This window comes from Bacillus sp. FSL M7-0003 (assembly GCF_038628485.1).
Lineage (GTDB): Bacteria > Bacillota > Bacilli > Bacillales > Bacillaceae > Bacillus > Bacillus safensis.
In genome coordinates, this window is sequence record NZ_CP152024.1 from 125,133 (window position 1) to 142,980 (window position 17,848).

The window sequence follows — 17,848 nt, forward strand, 5'->3', positions numbered from 1 at the left end:
AAAATGCCAATGTGTATATTTTGCTTGATAGGCTTAAAAAACAACTATTTTGTATAAATTATGCATACTTGGGAAAACTAATAAAATCGGTATTTGTTTTTGGATGTGGTTTTCTTATTTTAGAAACCCTTTTTTCTTTTGTCTTGTAAAAGTATTTCTTTACTGACATTTGAAAGACAGAAATACTTTTTACACATATAATACGCATGATTTGAGGGGTGAATCAGTTGACAGGTCAACTAGTTCAGTATGGACGACACCGCCAGCGCAGAAGCTACGCACGCATAAGCGAAGTGTTAGAATTACCAAATCTCATTGAAATTCAAACCTCTTCTTATCAGTGGTTTCTTGATGAGGGTCTTAGAGAGATGTTTCAAGATATATCCCCAATTGAGGATTTTACTGGTAACCTTTCTCTTGAATTCATTGATTACAGCCTAGGGGATCCTAAGTATCCTGTAGCAGAATCAAAAGAACGTGATGTAACTTACTCTGCTCCACTAAGAGTAAAAGTTCGTTTAATTAACAAAGAAACTGGAGAAGTAAAAGACCAAGATGTGTTCATGGGTGATTTCCCAATCATGACAGACACAGGTACTTTTATCATTAATGGTGCGGAACGTGTAATCGTTTCTCAGTTAGTGCGTTCTCCAAGTGTATATTTCAGTGGTAAAGTAGACAAAAACGGTAAAAAAGGTTTTACTGCGACTGTCATTCCAAACCGTGGCGCATGGTTAGAATACGAAACTGATGCGAAGGATGTAGTCTATGTACGCATCGATCGCACACGTAAGTTGCCGGTTACGGTTCTTTTGCGTGCTCTCGGCTTCAGCTCTGATCAAGAGATTCTTGACCTCATTGGCGAGAATGAATACTTACGCAACACACTGGAAAAAGACAATACAGAGAATGCGGATAAAGCACTTCTCGAAATCTACGAGCGCCTCCGTCCTGGAGAACCGCCAACTGTTGAAAATGCGAAAAGCTTGCTAGACTCCCGCTTCTTCGATCCGAAGAGATATGACCTAGCAAATGTTGGACGCTACAAGATTAATAAGAAGCTTCATATTAAAAATAGACTGTTCAATCAAAAATTGGCTGAAACGCTAGTTGATCCTGAAACAGGTGAAATTCTAGCAGAAAAAGGTCAAATTTTAGACAGAAGAGTTCTTGATAAAGTTCTTCCATACTTAGAAAACGGCATCGGATTTAGAAAGCTTTATCCTAATGGTGGCGTAGTAGAAGATGAAGTAGAACTTCAATCTATTAAGATTTATGCACCGACTGATCAAGAAGGCGAGCAAGTGATCAACGTGATTGGAAATGCATATGTAGAGGAAGCTGTGAAAAACATCACGCCTTCTGACATCATTGCGTCAATCAGTTACTTCTTCAACCTTCTTCATGGTGTAGGTGACACAGATGATATCGACCACCTTGGTAACCGTCGTCTGCGTTCTGTAGGTGAACTTCTGCAAAACCAATTCCGTATTGGTTTAAGCAGAATGGAGCGTGTTGTCCGTGAAAGAATGTCAATTCAAGACACAAACACGATCACACCTCAGCAGCTGATCAACATTCGTCCTGTGATCGCTTCTATCAAAGAGTTCTTTGGTAGTTCTCAGCTTTCTCAGTTCATGGATCAAACAAACCCGCTTGCTGAATTGACGCACAAACGTCGTCTGTCAGCGCTTGGACCGGGTGGTTTGACACGTGAGCGTGCAGGAATGGAAGTTCGTGACGTTCACTACTCTCACTATGGACGTATGTGTCCGATTGAAACACCAGAGGGTCCAAACATTGGTTTGATCAACTCTCTATCTTCATTTGCAAAAGTGAATCGCTTCGGATTTATCGAAACACCTTACCGCCGGGTTGATCCTGAAACTGGTAAAGTGACACCGAGAATCGATTACTTAACTGCTGATGAAGAGGATAACTACGTAGTAGCACAAGCGAACGTTCAGTTAGCTGATGATGGTTCGTTTATCGATGATAATATCATTGCTCGTTTCAGAGGGGAAAACACCGTTGTTCCTCGAAACCGCGTTGACTACATGGACGTTTCGCCAAAGCAGGTTGTTTCTGCAGCGACAGCATGTATCCCATTCTTAGAAAACGATGACTCTAACCGTGCTCTAATGGGAGCGAACATGCAGCGTCAGGCTGTGCCTTTGATGCAGCCAGAATCACCGATTGTTGGTACAGGTATGGAGTACGTATCAGGTAAAGACTCTGGTGCTGCTGTCATCTGCCGCTACCCAGGTGTTGTAGAACGTGTAGAAGCAAAAAATATTTGGGTTCGCCGTTATGAAGACGTTGACGGACAACAAGTCAAAGGAAACCTAGACAAATACAGCCTGCTGAAATTTGTCCGCTCTAACCAAGGGACTTGCTACAACCAGCGTCCTATCGTAAGTGTTGGAGATGAAGTCGTTAAAGGGGAAATCCTTGCAGACGGTCCTTCTATGGAAAAAGGTGAATTGGCTCTAGGACGTAACGTCATGGTCGGCTTCATGACTTGGGACGGTTACAACTACGAGGATGCGATCATCATGAGTGAGCGCCTTGTAAAAGATGACGTCTACACGTCTATTCATATTGAAGAATATGAATCAGAAGCTCGTGATACAAAGCTTGGACCAGAAGAAATCACTCGTGATATTCCAAACGTTGGGGAAGATGCTTTACGCAACCTTGACGAGCGCGGAATCATCCGTATTGGTGCAGAAGTAAAAGACGGAGACCTTCTTGTAGGTAAAGTAACGCCTAAAGGTGTAACTGAACTAACAGCTGAAGAACGTCTATTACATGCAATCTTCGGTGAAAAGGCTCGTGAAGTTCGTGATACGTCACTACGTGTTCCACACGGCGGCGGCGGAATTATCCACGATGTAAAAGTCTTCAACCGTGAAGATGGAGATGAATTACCTCCAGGTGTAAACCAATTAGTCCGCGTATACATCGTTCAGAAGCGTAAGATTTCTGAAGGTGACAAAATGGCCGGACGACATGGTAACAAAGGGGTTATCTCTAAAATCCTTCCAGAAGAAGATATGCCTTATCTTCCAGACGGAACACCGATCGATATCATGTTGAACCCTCTAGGGGTACCATCTCGTATGAACATCGGTCAGGTACTTGAGCTTCATATGGGTATGGCTGCACGTTACCTCGGCATCCACATTGCGTCACCAGTATTTGATGGTGCGCGCGAGGAAGATGTTTGGGAAACGCTTGAAGAAGCAGGTATGTCCCGTGATGCGAAAACAGTCCTTTATGATGGTCGAACTGGTGAACCATTCGACAACCGTGTATCTGTCGGAATCATGTACATGATCAAACTGGCTCACATGGTTGACGATAAACTTCACGCTCGTTCAACTGGACCATACTCACTTGTTACGCAGCAGCCACTTGGCGGTAAAGCACAGTTTGGTGGTCAGCGTTTCGGAGAGATGGAAGTATGGGCACTTGAAGCTTACGGTGCAGCATATACACTTCAAGAGATTTTAACAGTTAAATCGGATGACGTTGTGGGTCGTGTAAAAACATACGAAGCCATCGTCAAAGGGGATAACGTACCTGAACCAGGTGTCCCTGAATCATTCAAAGTGTTAATCAAAGAACTTCAAAGTTTAGGTATGGATGTGAAAATCCTATCTGGCGATGAAGAAGAGATAGAAATGAGAGATTTAGAAGACGATGAGGAAACGAAGAAAGCAGACGGATTAGCGTTATCTAATGACGAAGATGCTGCAGACCTCGCACCTGTCGATCTTGAACGTGACGCAGTCACAAAAGAATAGCAGAAACGATTAGAGCAAGTGACTAGGGTATAACCCGAAGATTAAAAGGGAGGTAGGCCCCTTGCTAGATGTGAACAATTTTGAGTATATGAACATCGGTCTCGCATCACCTGATAAAATCCGTTCTTGGTCTTTTGGTGAAGTGAAAAAGCCTGAAACGATTAACTATCGTACACTGAAACCTGAAAAAGATGGTCTCTTTTGTGAACGTATCTTCGGACCGCAAAAAGACTGGGAATGTCATTGTGGGAAGTATAAACGCGTTCGGTATAAGGGTGTTGTATGTGACCGTTGTGGTGTAGAAGTAACACGGGCAAAAGTCCGTCGTGAGAGAATGGGGCATATCGAACTGGCTGCCCCAGTTTCCCACATTTGGTATTTCAAAGGTATCCCAAGCCGTATGGGTCTTGTTCTTGATATGTCACCACGTGCGTTAGAAGAAGTGATCTACTTCGCTTCTTACGTCGTGACAGATCCGGGCAATACACCGCTTGAGAAGAAACAACTTCTTTCTGAGAAAGAATTCCGTGCTTATTTAGATAAATACGGTAATACATTCCAAGCAGCTATGGGTGCAGAAGCAATCAACAAACTTCTTCAAGATATCGATCTTGTAAAAGAAGTAGATACACTGAAAGAAGAGCTGAAAACTGCTCAAGGACAGCGCCGTACACGTGCGATCAAACGCCTTGAAGTGTTAGAAGCCTTCCGTAACTCAGGAAACAAACCATCTTGGATGATTCTTGATGTACTTCCGGTTATTCCGCCAGAATTACGTCCAATGGTTCAGCTTGATGGTGGACGTTTTGCTACTTCTGACTTGAACGACCTTTATCGTCGTGTCATCAACCGTAACAATCGTCTGAAGCGTTTATTAGATCTTGGCGCGCCAAGCATCATCGTTCAGAACGAGAAGCGTATGCTTCAAGAAGCTGTCGATGCCTTGATTGATAATGGACGTAGAGGCCGACCAGTAACAGGACCAGGAAATCGACCATTGAAATCTCTTTCTCACATGCTGAAAGGGAAACAAGGACGTTTCCGTCAAAACTTGCTTGGTAAACGTGTTGACTATTCTGGACGTTCCGTTATCGTCGTAGGACCACATTTGAAAATGTATCAGTGTGGACTTCCGAAAGAAATGGCTCTTGAATTATTCAAACCATTCGTGATGAAGGAGCTTGTTGAAAAAGGATTAGCTCACAACATCAAGAGTGCGAAGCGTAAAATTGAGCGTGTGCAGCCGGAAGTATGGGATGTTTTAGAATCAGTTATTCGTGAGCATCCAGTCTTACTAAACCGTGCACCGACTCTTCATAGACTTGGTATTCAAGCGTTTGAACCTACACTTGTGGAAGGACGCGCAATTCGTCTGCATCCACTTGTATGTACAGCCTACAACGCTGACTTTGACGGTGACCAAATGGCGGTTCACGTACCATTGTCTGCTGAAGCTCAAGCTGAAGCTCGTATCTTAATGCTTGCGGCTCAAAACATTTTGAACCCGAAAGATGGAAAACCAGTTGTTACGCCATCTCAGGATATGGTGCTTGGTAACTACTACCTTACACTTGAGCGCAAAGGTGCTATCGGAGAAGGTATGGTCTTCAAAGATACTGACGAAGCCCTTCTAGCTTATCAAAATGGTTATGTGCATCTTCATACACGTGTAGCTGTTGCAGCTAGCTCGTTGAAGAATGTGACATTCACTGATGAACAGCGTTCTAAATTGTTGATTACAACAGTTGGAAAACTGATCTTTAACGAAATCTTACCGGAATCATTCCCATACATGAATGAGCCGACAAAGAGCAATATTGAAGAAAAAACGCCTGATCGTTTCTTCCTTGAAAAAGGTGAGGATGTAAAAGCTGCGATCGAGAAACAAGAAATCAATGCGCCGTTCAAAAAAGGTATTTTAGGTAAAATCATTGCAGAAATCTTTAAGAGATTCCATATCACTGAGACATCTAAAATGCTTGACCGCATGAAAAATCTTGGTTTCAGATACTCTACTAAAGCCGGTATTACGGTTGGTGTGTCTGATATCGTCGTATTAGATGATAAGCAGCAAATTCTTGAAGAAGCACAAGCAAAAGTAGATAACGTCATGAAGCAATTCAGACGTGGTTTGATTACTGAAGAAGAGCGTTATGAGAGAGTTATTTCAATCTGGAGTTCTTCTAAAGATGTGATCCAAGGTAAACTGATGAAGTCCCTTGATGAAGTCAACCCAATCTACATGATGAGTGACTCTGGAGCGCGTGGTAACGCATCTAACTTTACTCAGCTGGCTGGTATGCGTGGTCTGATGGCCAACCCGGCTGGACGTATCATCGAACTTCCGATTAAATCTAGTTTCCGTGAAGGTTTAACCGTATTGGAATACTTTATTTCCACTCACGGTGCGCGTAAAGGTCTTGCCGATACAGCCCTTAAAACAGCTGACTCAGGTTACCTCACGCGTCGTCTCGTTGACGTTGCACAGGATGTCATCATCCGTGAAACAGATTGCGGTACAGACCGTGGAATCTTGGCGAAGTCTATTAAAGAAGGAAATGAAATTATTGAGAAACTTGAAGAGCGTCTGATCGGACGTTTTGCAAGAAAACCAATTGTTCATCCTGAAACAGGCGAAGTCATTGTAGCCGAAAACGAACTAATTGATGAAGATAAAGCACTTGAAGTAGTTGAAGCAGGAATTGAGGAAGTATGGATCCGTTCTGCATTTACATGTAACACGCCTCATGGTGTATGTAAACGATGCTACGGCCGTAACCTTGCAACTGGTACTGACGTTGAAGTCGGTGAAGCAGTTGGAATCATCGCTGCACAATCAATCGGTGAGCCAGGAACACAGCTTACAATGCGTACGTTCCACACCGGTGGGGTAGCAGGAGACGATATCACTCAAGGTCTACCTCGTATCCAAGAGCTATTTGAAGCGCGTAATCCGAAAGGGCAAGCGACAATTTCTGAAATTGATGGTGTCGTTGCTGAAATTAACGATGTTCGTGACAAGCAGCAGGAAATTGTGGTTCAAGGCGAAGTTGAAACTCGCTCATACACAGCTCCTTACAATGCGCGTTTGAAAGTTGTTGAAGGTGACACAGTTACTCGTGGTCAAGTACTGACAGAAGGTTCGATCGATCCGAAAGAACTTCTTAAAGTGACTGACATGACAGCTGTTCAAGAATATCTGCTTCATGAAGTACAAAAAGTATACCGTATGCAAGGGGTAGAAATCGGAGATAAGCACGTAGAGGTAATGGTTCGCCAAATGCTTCGTAAAGTGCGTGTCGCTGATGCAGGGGATACAGACGTATTACCAGGCACACTTCTTGATGTACATCAATTCACTGAAGCGAACAAAAAAGTACTATTCGAAGGCAAACGTCCTGCAACAGGCCGTCCAGTTCTTCTTGGTATTACAAAAGCTTCGCTTGAAACAGACTCATTCTTGTCTGCGGCATCCTTCCAAGAAACGACTCGTGTCCTAACAGATGCGGCGATCAAAGGAAAACGTGATGAACTGCTTGGCTTGAAAGAGAATGTGATCATTGGTAAACTTGTTCCTGCTGGAACGGGAATGCCAAACTACCGTAAAGTTAAGCCGGTTTCGCAAGTGCAGCCGTCTGACGATATGGTTCCTGTAGAGTAATCTTTCTCGTGAGATTCCTATAAAATCATCAAAAATGGTGAAGGATGTCAAGATAATCTGTCATACGATATTGACATCCTTCTGCCATGATGATAATATAACCAAGGTGCTCAAAATAAAACCTGTTACTTTGGAGGATATTCGATGTCTTATGATAAAGTATCACAGGCTCAATCCATTATTATCGGTACGAAGCAAACAGTAAAAGCTCTGAAACGAGATTCAGTAAAGGAAGTCGTCGTAGCGAAAGATGCTGATCCTGCTTTAACTGCTAGTGTATTGAAACTAGCACAAGAGAAGGGTGTAGACATTTTAGTGGTAGATTCCATGAAAAAGCTCGGCAAGGCCTGCGGAATTGAAGTTGGGGCAGCAGCTGTTGCCATTATGTTATAACGTACTTGTTTTGTTTTTGCATGCTTAAAATGCAAAAGCATTGTTTTTTGCCTTTTGATGAACCACCTGGGTATGTGGGTTATAAAAAAAGTAATGAAGGGAGGAATAACAACATGCCTACAATTAATCAGCTAGTACGCAAAGGACGCGTGAGTAAAGTTGAAAACTCAAAGTCACCTGCACTTAACAAAGGATACAACAGTTTCAAAAAAGAGCACACTAACGTAACATCTCCACAGAAGCGCGGGGTTTGTACTCGTGTCGGTACAATGACACCGAAAAAACCAAACTCAGCACTACGTAAATATGCTCGTGTACGTTTGTCTAACCTGATTGAAGTAACAGCTTACATTCCTGGTATCGGACATAACCTACAAGAGCACAGTGTAGTACTTATCCGTGGCGGACGTGTAAAAGACTTACCGGGTGTACGTTACCACATCGTTCGTGGTGCGCTTGATACTGCCGGAGTTGACGGTCGTATGCAAGGACGTTCTAAATACGGAACAAAACGCCCTAAACAAAGCAAATAATACAAACAAACATAAGGGTTTTTAGAAGTTGATATCAGATCAGTGGAGTCAGGAAGCTGACAATGATATTGAGATGAGAGACAGATAGAAATCCTTTTAAAAGAGAAGGGAGGCTATTCAGATGCCACGTAAAGGTCCTGTAGCAAAAAGAGACGTATTGCCAGATCCAATTTACAATTCTAAACTTGTATCTCGTTTGATCAACAAAATGATGATCGACGGTAAAAGAGGAAAAGCACAAACAATTCTCTACAAGTCATTTGATATCATCAAAGAACGTACTGGTAATGAAGCGATGGAGGTTTTCGAACAAGCCTTGAAAAACATCATGCCAGTTCTTGAAGTTAAAGCACGTCGTGTAGGTGGAGCTAACTACCAAGTTCCTGTAGAAGTTCGCCCAGACCGTCGTACTACTTTAGGTCTTCGCTGGTTAGTAAACTACGCTCGTCTTCGTGGAGAAAAAACGATGGAAGAGCGTCTTGCTAACGAAATCCTTGACGCAGCTAACAACACTGGTGCTGCTGTTAAGAAACGTGAAGATACACACAAAATGGCAGAAGCGAACAAAGCATTCGCTCACTACCGCTGGTAGGATTTATACCAAACTAAAAAAACTATTCCCTAATGAGGAAGGAGAAATTACCCAATGGCAAGAGAGTTCTCCTTAGACAAAACTCGTAATATTGGTATCATGGCTCACATCGATGCCGGTAAAACGACAACGACTGAGCGTATCTTATACTACACTGGTCGTATCCATAAAATTGGTGAAACTCACGAAGGAGCTTCACAAATGGACTGGATGGAGCAGGAGCAAGAACGTGGTATTACAATCACTTCTGCTGCTACTACAGCACAATGGAAAGGTTACCGTGTAAACATCATCGATACACCAGGACACGTAGACTTCACTGTTGAAGTTGAACGTTCTTTACGTGTACTTGATGGTGCGGTTGCTGTTCTTGATGCACAATCAGGTGTAGAGCCACAAACTGAAACAGTTTGGCGCCAAGCAACAACTTACGGAGTACCTCGTATCGTATTCGTTAACAAAATGGATAAAACCGGTGCGGACTTCCTTTACTCTGTAAGCACATTAAGAGATCGTCTTCAAGCGAACGCTCATGCAATTCAATTGCCGATCGGCGCTGAAGATCAATTCGAAGGAATCATCGACCTTGTAGAAAACGTAGCATACTTCTACGAAGATGACCTTGGAACTCGCTCTGATGCTAAAGAAATCCCTGCTGAGTATAAAGACAAAGCTGAAGAGCTTCGCAGCAGCCTAATTGAAGCTGTCGCTGAGCTTGATGAAGAGCTTATGGAAAAATACCTTGAGGGTGAAGAAATTACAATTCCTGAATTGAAAGCTGCAATCCGTAAAGGAACATTGAATGTTGAATTCTACCCAGTTCTTGTTGGATCTGCTTTCAAAAACAAAGGTGTTCAGCTTGTACTTGACGCTGTGCTTGACTACCTTCCTGCACCAACTGATGTTGCTGCAATCAAAGGTATCCTGCCAGATTCAAATGAAGAGGTTGTTCGTGAGTCTACTGATGACGCACCATTCGCAGCTCTTGCATTTAAAGTTATGACTGACCCTTATGTTGGGAAACTAACTTTCTTCCGCGTATACTCTGGAACACTTGATTCTGGTTCATACGTGAAGAACTCTTCTAAGAACAAGCGTGAACGTGTTGGACGTATCCTTCAAATGCACGCAAACAGCCGTGAAGAAATCTCTACTGTATATGCAGGGGATATCGCAGCAGCTGTAGGTCTTAAAGATACTTCTACTGGTGACACTCTTTGTGACGAGAAAAATCTTGTTATCCTTGAGTCTATGGAATTCCCAGAGCCAGTAATCGATGTAGCTATCGAGCCTAAATCTAAGGCTGACCAAGATAAAATGAGTATCGCTTTAGCTAAACTAGCTGAAGAGGATCCAACATTCCGTACACAAACAAACCCTGAAACTGGTCAAACGATCATCTCTGGTATGGGTGAGCTTCACCTTGATATCATTGTTGACCGTATGAAGCGTGAGTTCAAGGTTGAAGCTAACGTAGGTGCTCCTCAGGTTGCGTACCGTGAAACATTCCGTTCTGGTGCAAAAGTTGAAGGTAAATTCGTACGTCAGTCTGGTGGACGCGGTCAGTTCGGACACGTTTGGATCGAGTTCGAACCAAACGAAGAAGGCGCGGGATTCGAGTTTGAAAATGCAATCGTCGGTGGGGTTGTTCCACGTGAATACATCCCAGCAATTCAAGCAGGTCTTGAAGATTCACTTGAAAATGGTGTATTAGCTGGATTCCCATTAATCGACATCAAAGCAAAATTATTTGATGGATCTTACCACGATGTTGACTCTAACGAAATGGCGTTCAAAATTGCTGCATCTATGGCATTGAAAAATGCTGTCAGCAAATGTAACCCAGTTCTACTTGAGCCAATGATGAAAGTGGAAGTTGTTATCCCAGAAGAATACATGGGAGACATCATGGGTGATATCACATCTCGTCGTGGACGTGTAGAAGGTATGGAAGCTCGCGGTAACGCTCAAGTTGTTCGCGCTATGGTTCCACTTTCTGAAATGTTCGGATATGCTACTGCACTCCGTTCTAACACACAAGGACGCGGTACTTTCACTATGCACATGGATCACTACGAAGAAGTGCCTAAGAGCATCAGTGAAGAAATCATCAAAAAAAATAAAGGTGAATAATTGATTTTGCCTTTAAACTAAAGTATAACTACTATTGAAGATCAGAAAGTGAGAGGTAACTCTTCACTTTCTATCACTCTATACCAAATACAATGAACCTTTAAGGAGGATTTTTAGAATGGCTAAAGAAAAATTCGACCGTTCCAAATCGCATGCTAACATTGGTACAATTGGACACGTTGACCATGGTAAAACAACTCTAACTGCTGCTATCTCAACAGTTCTTCATAAGAAATCTGGTAAAGGTACAGCTATGGCTTATGACCAAATCGATGGTGCTCCAGAAGAGCGCGAGCGTGGAATCACAATCTCAACTGCACACGTTGAGTATGAAACTGAAACTCGTCACTATGCACACGTAGACTGCCCAGGACACGCTGACTATGTTAAAAACATGATCACTGGTGCTGCTCAAATGGACGGCGCGATCTTAGTAGTATCTGCTGCTGATGGTCCAATGCCACAAACACGTGAGCACATCCTACTTTCTCGTAACGTAGGTGTACCATACATCGTAGTATTCCTTAACAAATGTGACATGGTTGACGATGAAGAGTTACTTGAACTTGTTGAAATGGAAGTTCGTGACCTTCTTTCTGACTATGACTTCCCTGGTGACGATGTACCAGTTATCAAAGGTTCTGCTCTTAAAGCTCTTGAAGGAGATGCTGATTACGAAGCAAAAATCTTTGAACTTATGGATGCGGTTGATGAGTACATCCCAACTCCAGAGCGTGACACTGAGAAGCCATTCATGATGCCAGTTGAGGACGTATTCTCAATCACTGGTCGTGGAACAGTTGCTACTGGTCGTGTTGAGCGTGGACAAGTTAAAGTCGGTGACGAAGTTGAAATCATCGGTCTTCAAGAAGAAAACGGTAAAACAACTGTTACAGGTGTTGAAATGTTCCGTAAACTTCTTGACTATGCTGAAGCTGGTGACAACATCGGTGCACTACTTCGTGGTGTATCTCGTGAAGATATCCAACGTGGTCAAGTACTTGCTAAACCAGGTACAATCACTCCACACAGCCGTTTCAAAGCTGAAGTTTATGTACTTTCTAAAGAAGAGGGTGGACGTCATACTCCATTCTTCGCTAACTACCGTCCGCAGTTCTACTTCCGTACAACTGACGTAACTGGTATCGTACATCTTCCAGAAGGTACTGAAATGGTAATGCCTGGCGATAACACTGAGATGGAAGTTGAACTTATCTCTACTATCGCTATCGAAGAAGGAACTCGTTTCTCTATCCGTGAGGGTGGACGTACTGTAGGTTCTGGTGTCGTTTCAACTATCGTTAAGTAATAAACATATAAAAGAGACTCCTTGCAAAAGGGTCTCTTTTTTTGCTTTTCCAGATCAGAACGGCTACTATAAGCTATAGAATCTAAATGGAACCGAGAGGATCGCTGGAATGGCAAAGACATATTTGAAAAAATGGTCGATCGGCGGAATTGACCAATGGATTAGGATGAAAGAAGATCAGACGAGTGAAACGAAGCCTGTACTTTTATTTTTACACGGTGGGCCCGGCTCAGCTCAAATCAGTTATATTGATTCCTTTCTCGAGGAACTTGATCAAGACTTTACAGTTGTCCATTGGGATCAGCGTGGCGCAGGACTTTCCTATCAAGAGAATCTTCCCGATGCATCGATGACCATTCAGCAATTTATTGAAGACACGATTGAATTGACAGAGAAGATCCTATCTTATCTAGGTCATTCAAAATTGTATATCGCAGGATACTCGTGGGGATCATTAATTGCCATACAAGCAGTACATAAGCGTCCGGATCTTTATCATGCTTATTATGGGATTAGTCAGGTAGTAGATGTGTTAAAGGAAGATATCGTATCATACGAGCTCCTTTTGAAGAAATACCATCGCAATCGGCTGTTTACTGGGTGTCTGCGATTACTGACGCCTCCTCCATGGAAACGGACATCAGCTCATGCCTTGTTTTCTCTATATAAAGAGTTTGCGAGCGTAGGTCTCACACATAGATGGAAGCCGGTTTTTCAAATACTAAAAGGGTTTCTTTTTAGTAAGCAATATCAGCTGAAAGATAAATGGAAGTTCATAAAAGGGCAGAAGTTTAGTCAAGACAAGTTATGGGATCAGCTAATGAATGAGAGTATTCAATACCGAGTTTCTACTATATTAATACCGTGCTACTTTCTCATTGGCGATCACGACATGATTACACCAGCTGCTGTATCAAAACCATATGTTGATCAATTAAAAGCACCAATCAAAGAATGGTTTACCTTTAAAGACTCTGCACATTCTCCGCATATCGAAGAGCCAGATGAATTTATACGTATCATAAGAAAGACTGCTATACATCATCTTCAGGGAAAGCTTGATTTATAGGCTGAATCCCTGTATAATGTGAAAAGTGTGCAAATCATAAATTTATCCGATTTATTATTGCAACACGCAGGCCAATTTGGTACAATAGTGCATGTTGGTCTTTGACTGCGATGAAGTGAGAGGTTGCTGACACACCCGGCCGCTTTGCCATGGCGAGGTGATCAGGTTTTTCTCACGGAGAACTGTCTAACGTAAGTAGGCGAAAAGGAGGGAAAATAATGGCAAAACAAAAAATTCGTATTCGTTTAAAAGCATATGATCATAGAATTCTTGATCAATCTGCTGAGAAGATTGTTGAAACGGCTAAGCGTTCTGGTGCTAGTGTATCTGGTCCAATCCCGCTTCCAACTGAAAAATCAGTTTACACAATCCTTCGTGCGGTGCATAAGTACAAAGATTCTCGTGAGCAATTCGAGATGCGTACTCACAAACGTCTAATCGACATCGTGAATCCAACTCCGCAAACAGTTGATGCACTTATGCGTTTAGATTTACCATCTGGTGTAGATATCGAAATCAAACTTTAATTCAAATAGAAAACACATATTATAGGAGGTGTGACTAATGACCAAAGGAATCTTAGGTAGAAAAATTGGTATGACGCAAGTATTCGCAGAAAACGGTGATCTTATCCCTGTAACTGTTGTTGAGGCTGCTGCTAACGTTGTTCTTCAAAAGAAGACTGTTGACACGGATGGCTATGAAGCAATCCAAATCGGTTTTGATGATAAACGTGAAAAGCTTTCTAACAAACCAGAGAAAGGCCACGTTGCTAAAGCGGAAACTGCTCCTAAGCGCTTCGTAAAAGAATTACGCGGTGCGGAGTTAGATGCGTATGAAGTTGGTCAGGAAGTCAAAGTTGATATTTTCGCAAATGGAGATATCGTAGATGTAACAGGAACATCAAAAGGTAAAGGATTCCAAGGGGCTATCAAACGCCACGGACAATCACGCGGACCAATGACTCACGGTTCACGTTACCACCGTCGTCCTGGTTCAATGGGACCTGTTGATCCAAACCGTGTATTCAAAGGTAAACTTCTTCCAGGTCGTATGGGCGGAGAGCAAATCACTGTTCAAAACCTTGAGATCGTTAAAGTTGATGCAGAACGCAATCTTCTATTGATCAAAGGAAACGTACCAGGAGCTAAAAAATCTCTAGTAACTGTAAAGAGTGCAGTTAAATCTAAATAACTCTCTTAGGAAAGGAGGAAACAAGTCATGCCAAAAGTAGCATTATATAACCAAAACGGTTCTACTAACGGTGAAATCGAATTAAACGCTTCTGTGTTTGGAATCGAGCCAAACGAAAGCGTAGTATTCGATGCTATTCTTATGCAAAGAGCTTCCTTACGTCAAGGAACTCATAAAGTAAAAACTCGTTCTGAAGTACGTGGCGGAGGTCGTAAGCCTTGGAGACAGAAGGGTACAGGTCGTGCTCGTCAAGGTTCTATCCGTTCACCACAATGGCGCGGAGGCGGTATCGTATTCGGTCCAACACCACGCAGTTATTCTTATAAATTACCTAAAAAAGTTCGCCGCTTGGCTATCAAGTCAGTATTGTCTTCTAAAGTAATCGACAACAACATCATCGTTCTTGAAGATCTGACTCTTGATGCAGTGAAAACGAAAGAATTCGCAGGCATCCTTAAAGGATTATCTGTTGAGAAGAAAGCGTTGATCGTCACTGCGGATGCAAACGAAACAGTTGCTTTATCTGCTCGTAACATCCCTGGAGTAACAGTTGTTGAAGCTAACGGTATCAACGTTCTTGACGTTGTCAACCACGACAAACTTCTGATCACTAAAGCAGCGGTTGAAAAAGTAGAGGAGGGACTTGCATAATGAAAGATCCTCGTGATGTTCTAAAGCGCCCTATCATTACTGAACGTTCTGCTGATCTAATGACAGAGAAGAAGTACACGTTCGAAGTTGATGTCAGAGCTAACAAAACAGAAGTGAAAGACGCTGTTGAAGAAATCTTTGGAGTGAAAGTTGAGAAAGTCAACGTTCAAAACTACAAAGGAAAATCAAAACGCGTTGGACGCTACACTGGTATGACTAGCCGTCGCAGAAAAGCGATCGTGAAATTAACTGCTGACAGCAAAGAAATCGAAATTTTTGAAGCGTAAATCTTAAAAAGAAGGAGGGAAATTCAAAATGGCGATTAAAAAGTATAAACCAACCAGTAATGGTCGTCGTGGCATGACTACTTCAGATTTTGCTGAAATCACGACTGACAAACCAGAAAAATCGTTGCTTGCACCGCTACACAAAAAAGGCGGACGTAACAACCAAGGTAGATTGACTGTTCGTCATCAAGGTGGCGGTCACAAACGTCAATACCGTATCATCGACTTTAAGCGTGATAAAGACGGTATACCTGGACGCGTTGCTACAATCGAGTATGATCCAAACCGTTCAGCTAACATCGCTCTTGTAAACTATGCAGATGGTGAGAAACGTTACATTCTTGCTCCGAAAGGAATCCAAGTTGGTACTGAAGTTACTTCTGGACCAGAAGCTGACATCAAACCAGGTAATGCTCTTCCACTTATCAACATCCCAGTTGGTACAGTTGTGCATAACATTGAATTAAAACCAGGTAAAGGTGGACAATTAGTTCGTTCTGCTGGTACTTCTGCTCAAGTTCTAGGTAAAGAAGGTAAATACGTTCTTGTACGTTTGAACTCAGGAGAAGTTCGCATGATTCTTTCTGCTTGCCGTGCGACTATCGGTCAAGTTGGAAACGAGCAACACGAATTAATCAACATCGGTAAAGCTGGACGTTCTCGCTGGAAAGGCGTACGCCCAACAGTTCGTGGTTCTGTAATGAACCCTAACGATCACCCACACGGTGGTGGTGAAGGACGCGCTCCAATCGGACGTAAATCACCAATGTCTCCATGGGGTAAACCGACTCTTGGATTCAAGACTCGTAAGAAAACCAACAAGTCTGATAAATTCATTGTACGTCGTCGTAAAAACAAGTAACGGGGTTGTCTACGGTTCATTTAGGACCGTAGTTCAATCACGAAGGGAGGTTCCACAATGGCTCGCAGCTTAAAAAAAGGACCATTTGTTGATGATCATTTGATGGCTAAAGTCGAGAAATTGAATGAAACTGACAAAAAGCAAGTCGTAAAAACTTGGTCTCGTCGTTCTACAATTTTCCCACAATTCATCGGTCACACAATCGCTGTCTATGACGGACGCAAACATGTACCTGTTTTCATTTCTGAAGATATGGTAGGTCACAAATTGGGCGAATTCGCACCAAGCCGTACTTACAAAGGTCATGCTAGTGACGATAAAAAAACAAGACGCTAATGAGAGGAGGCTTTTAAATGCAAGCTAAAGCTGTCGCAAGAACAGTCCGTATTGCTCCTCGTAAAGCACGTCTAGTAATGGACCTGATCCGAGGTAAGCAAGTAGGAGAAGCAGTTTCTATCTTAAACCTTACACCTAAGGCTGCTTCACCAATTATTGAAAAAGTATTAAAATCTGCTATCGCAAACGCTGAGCACAACTACGAGTTGGACGCTAACAGCCTAGTGATTACTCAAGCATTCGTTGACGAAGGTCCAACACTTAAGAGATTCCGTCCACGTGCTATGGGTCGTGCGAGCGCAATTAACAAACGTACTAGCCACATTACAATCGTTGTATCAGAAAAGAAGGAGGGATAATCCGTGGGTCAAAAGGTAAATCCAGTAGGTCTTCGTATTGGCGTCATTCGTGATTGGGAATCTAAATGGTTCGCAGGAAAAGATTACGCTGACTTCTTACATGAAGACTTGAAAATCCGTGAATTCATCAGCAAGCGTTTGTCTGACGCGTCTGTTTCTAAAGTAGAAATCGAACGTGCTGCAAACCGCGTAAATATCACAATCCACACGGCTAAACCAGGTATGGTAATTGGTAAAGGCGGATCTGAAGTTGAAGCACTTCGTAAAGCTCTTAACAGCCTAACTGGCAAACGTGTACACATCAACATTCTTGAAATCAAGAGAGCAGATCTTGATGCTCAGCTAGTTGCTGAAAACATCGCTCGTCAACTTGAAAACCGTATTTCATTCCGTCGTGCACAAAAACAAACAATCCAACGCACAATGCGTGCTGGAGCACAAGGAATCAAAACAATGGTTTCTGGTCGTCTTGGCGGTGCAGATATTGCTCGTTCTGAATATTACAGTGAAGGTACTGTTCCATTGCACACACTTCGTGCTGACATCGACTATGCTACTGCTGAAGCTGACACTACTTATGGTAAGCTTGGCGTAAAAGTATGGATCTATCGTGGAGAAGTCCTTCCAACTAAGAAGAATACTGCGGAAGGAGGAAAATAA

Annotated in this window: 16 protein-coding genes; all 16 read left to right on the plus strand. The window is 42.7% G+C overall.

Annotated features, from left to right (window positions below; all coding sequences use genetic code 11):
* Positions 1-227: 227 nt before the first annotated feature.
* The 16 genes from rpoB (at position 228) to rpsC (ending at position 17,848) form a co-directional block, all read left to right on the plus strand.
* Positions 228-3,809 carry a DNA-directed RNA polymerase subunit beta gene (rpoB, locus tag MHI23_RS00690; protein ID WP_342492192.1) on the plus strand — a complete coding sequence of 1,194 codons (3,582 nt, stop codon included), beginning with the start codon at positions 228-230 and terminating at the stop codon, positions 3,807-3,809.
* Between the two features lie 61 nt (positions 3,810-3,870).
* Complete coding sequence (gene rpoC, locus MHI23_RS00695) at positions 3,871-7,470, plus strand: DNA-directed RNA polymerase subunit beta' (protein WP_024425592.1); 3,600 nt, start codon at positions 3,871-3,873, stop codon at positions 7,468-7,470.
* A gap of 144 nt (positions 7,471-7,614) precedes the next feature.
* Positions 7,615-7,863, plus strand: coding sequence for a 50S ribosomal protein L7ae-like protein (locus MHI23_RS00700; protein ID WP_024425593.1), 249 nt, complete (start codon positions 7,615-7,617; stop codon positions 7,861-7,863).
* Between the two features lie 113 nt (positions 7,864-7,976).
* A complete protein-coding gene (rpsL, locus tag MHI23_RS00705; protein WP_008356518.1) occupies positions 7,977-8,396 on the plus strand; it encodes a 30S ribosomal protein S12 in 420 nt (139 codons plus the stop codon).
* A gap of 121 nt (positions 8,397-8,517) precedes the next feature.
* The gene (rpsG, locus tag MHI23_RS00710; protein WP_008356520.1) at positions 8,518-8,988 is read left to right on the plus strand and encodes a 30S ribosomal protein S7; all 471 of its coding nucleotides are present in this window, start codon (positions 8,518-8,520) and stop codon (positions 8,986-8,988) included.
* Positions 8,989-9,042: 54 nt separating this feature from the next.
* Complete coding sequence (gene fusA, locus MHI23_RS00715; protein WP_024425594.1) at positions 9,043-11,121, plus strand: elongation factor G; 2,079 nt, start codon at positions 9,043-9,045, stop codon at positions 11,119-11,121.
* A gap of 118 nt (positions 11,122-11,239) precedes the next feature.
* Entirely contained in the window at positions 11,240-12,430 is a 1,191-nt protein-coding gene (gene tuf, locus MHI23_RS00720; RefSeq protein WP_024425595.1) for an elongation factor Tu, read from the plus strand.
* A gap of 109 nt (positions 12,431-12,539) precedes the next feature.
* Positions 12,540-13,499: an alpha/beta hydrolase gene (locus MHI23_RS00725; protein WP_024425596.1), complete on the plus strand. Its 960-nt coding sequence runs from the start codon at positions 12,540-12,542 to the stop codon at positions 13,497-13,499.
* Between the two features lie 218 nt (positions 13,500-13,717).
* Positions 13,718-14,026: a 30S ribosomal protein S10 gene (rpsJ, locus tag MHI23_RS00730; RefSeq protein ID WP_003156464.1), complete on the plus strand. Its 309-nt coding sequence runs from the start codon at positions 13,718-13,720 to the stop codon at positions 14,024-14,026.
* A 37-nt stretch (positions 14,027-14,063) separates the two neighbouring features.
* Complete coding sequence (gene rplC, locus MHI23_RS00735) at positions 14,064-14,693, plus strand: 50S ribosomal protein L3 (protein ID WP_024425597.1); 630 nt, start codon at positions 14,064-14,066, stop codon at positions 14,691-14,693.
* Positions 14,694-14,720: 27 nt separating this feature from the next.
* Positions 14,721-15,344 carry a 50S ribosomal protein L4 gene (gene rplD, locus MHI23_RS00740; RefSeq protein WP_024425598.1) on the plus strand — a complete coding sequence of 208 codons (624 nt, stop codon included), beginning with the start codon at positions 14,721-14,723 and terminating at the stop codon, positions 15,342-15,344.
* Complete coding sequence (gene rplW, locus MHI23_RS00745) at positions 15,344-15,631, plus strand: 50S ribosomal protein L23 (protein ID WP_003217016.1); 288 nt, start codon at positions 15,344-15,346, stop codon at positions 15,629-15,631. The genes rplD and rplW overlap by 1 nt, the downstream gene beginning before the upstream one ends.
* 28 nt (positions 15,632-15,659) lie before the next feature.
* Positions 15,660-16,493, plus strand: a complete 834-nt coding sequence (gene rplB, locus MHI23_RS00750) for a 50S ribosomal protein L2 (RefSeq protein ID WP_024425599.1) — start codon at positions 15,660-15,662, stop codon at positions 16,491-16,493.
* A 57-nt stretch (positions 16,494-16,550) separates the two neighbouring features.
* The gene (rpsS, locus tag MHI23_RS00755; protein ID WP_003216920.1) at positions 16,551-16,829 is read left to right on the plus strand and encodes a 30S ribosomal protein S19; all 279 of its coding nucleotides are present in this window, start codon (positions 16,551-16,553) and stop codon (positions 16,827-16,829) included.
* A gap of 17 nt (positions 16,830-16,846) precedes the next feature.
* Complete coding sequence (gene rplV, locus MHI23_RS00760; RefSeq protein WP_007496316.1) at positions 16,847-17,188, plus strand: 50S ribosomal protein L22; 342 nt, start codon at positions 16,847-16,849, stop codon at positions 17,186-17,188.
* 3 nt (positions 17,189-17,191) lie between these two features.
* The gene (rpsC, locus tag MHI23_RS00765) at positions 17,192-17,848 is read left to right on the plus strand and encodes a 30S ribosomal protein S3 (protein WP_003217241.1); all 657 of its coding nucleotides are present in this window, start codon (positions 17,192-17,194) and stop codon (positions 17,846-17,848) included.

Coding starts and splice junctions, on each gene's coding strand:
- MHI23_RS00725 (WP_024425596.1), top strand. CDS start 12,540: ATGGCAAAGACATATTTGAAAAAATGGTCGATCGGCGGAATTGACCAA.
- rplV (WP_007496316.1), top strand. CDS start 16,847: ATGCAAGCTAAAGCTGTCGCAAGAACAGTCCGTATTGCTCCTCGTAAA.
- rplW (WP_003217016.1), top strand. CDS start 15,344: ATGAAAGATCCTCGTGATGTTCTAAAGCGCCCTATCATTACTGAACGT.
- MHI23_RS00700 (WP_024425593.1), top strand. CDS start 7,615: ATGTCTTATGATAAAGTATCACAGGCTCAATCCATTATTATCGGTACG.
- rpsL (WP_008356518.1), top strand. CDS start 7,977: ATGCCTACAATTAATCAGCTAGTACGCAAAGGACGCGTGAGTAAAGTT.
- fusA (WP_024425594.1), top strand. CDS start 9,043: ATGGCAAGAGAGTTCTCCTTAGACAAAACTCGTAATATTGGTATCATG.
- rplB (WP_024425599.1), top strand. CDS start 15,660: ATGGCGATTAAAAAGTATAAACCAACCAGTAATGGTCGTCGTGGCATG.
- rpsG (WP_008356520.1), top strand. CDS start 8,518: ATGCCACGTAAAGGTCCTGTAGCAAAAAGAGACGTATTGCCAGATCCA.
- rplC (WP_024425597.1), top strand. CDS start 14,064: ATGACCAAAGGAATCTTAGGTAGAAAAATTGGTATGACGCAAGTATTC.
- rpsJ (WP_003156464.1), top strand. CDS start 13,718: ATGGCAAAACAAAAAATTCGTATTCGTTTAAAAGCATATGATCATAGA.
- rplD (WP_024425598.1), top strand. CDS start 14,721: ATGCCAAAAGTAGCATTATATAACCAAAACGGTTCTACTAACGGTGAA.
- rpsS (WP_003216920.1), top strand. CDS start 16,551: ATGGCTCGCAGCTTAAAAAAAGGACCATTTGTTGATGATCATTTGATG.
- tuf (WP_024425595.1), top strand. CDS start 11,240: ATGGCTAAAGAAAAATTCGACCGTTCCAAATCGCATGCTAACATTGGT.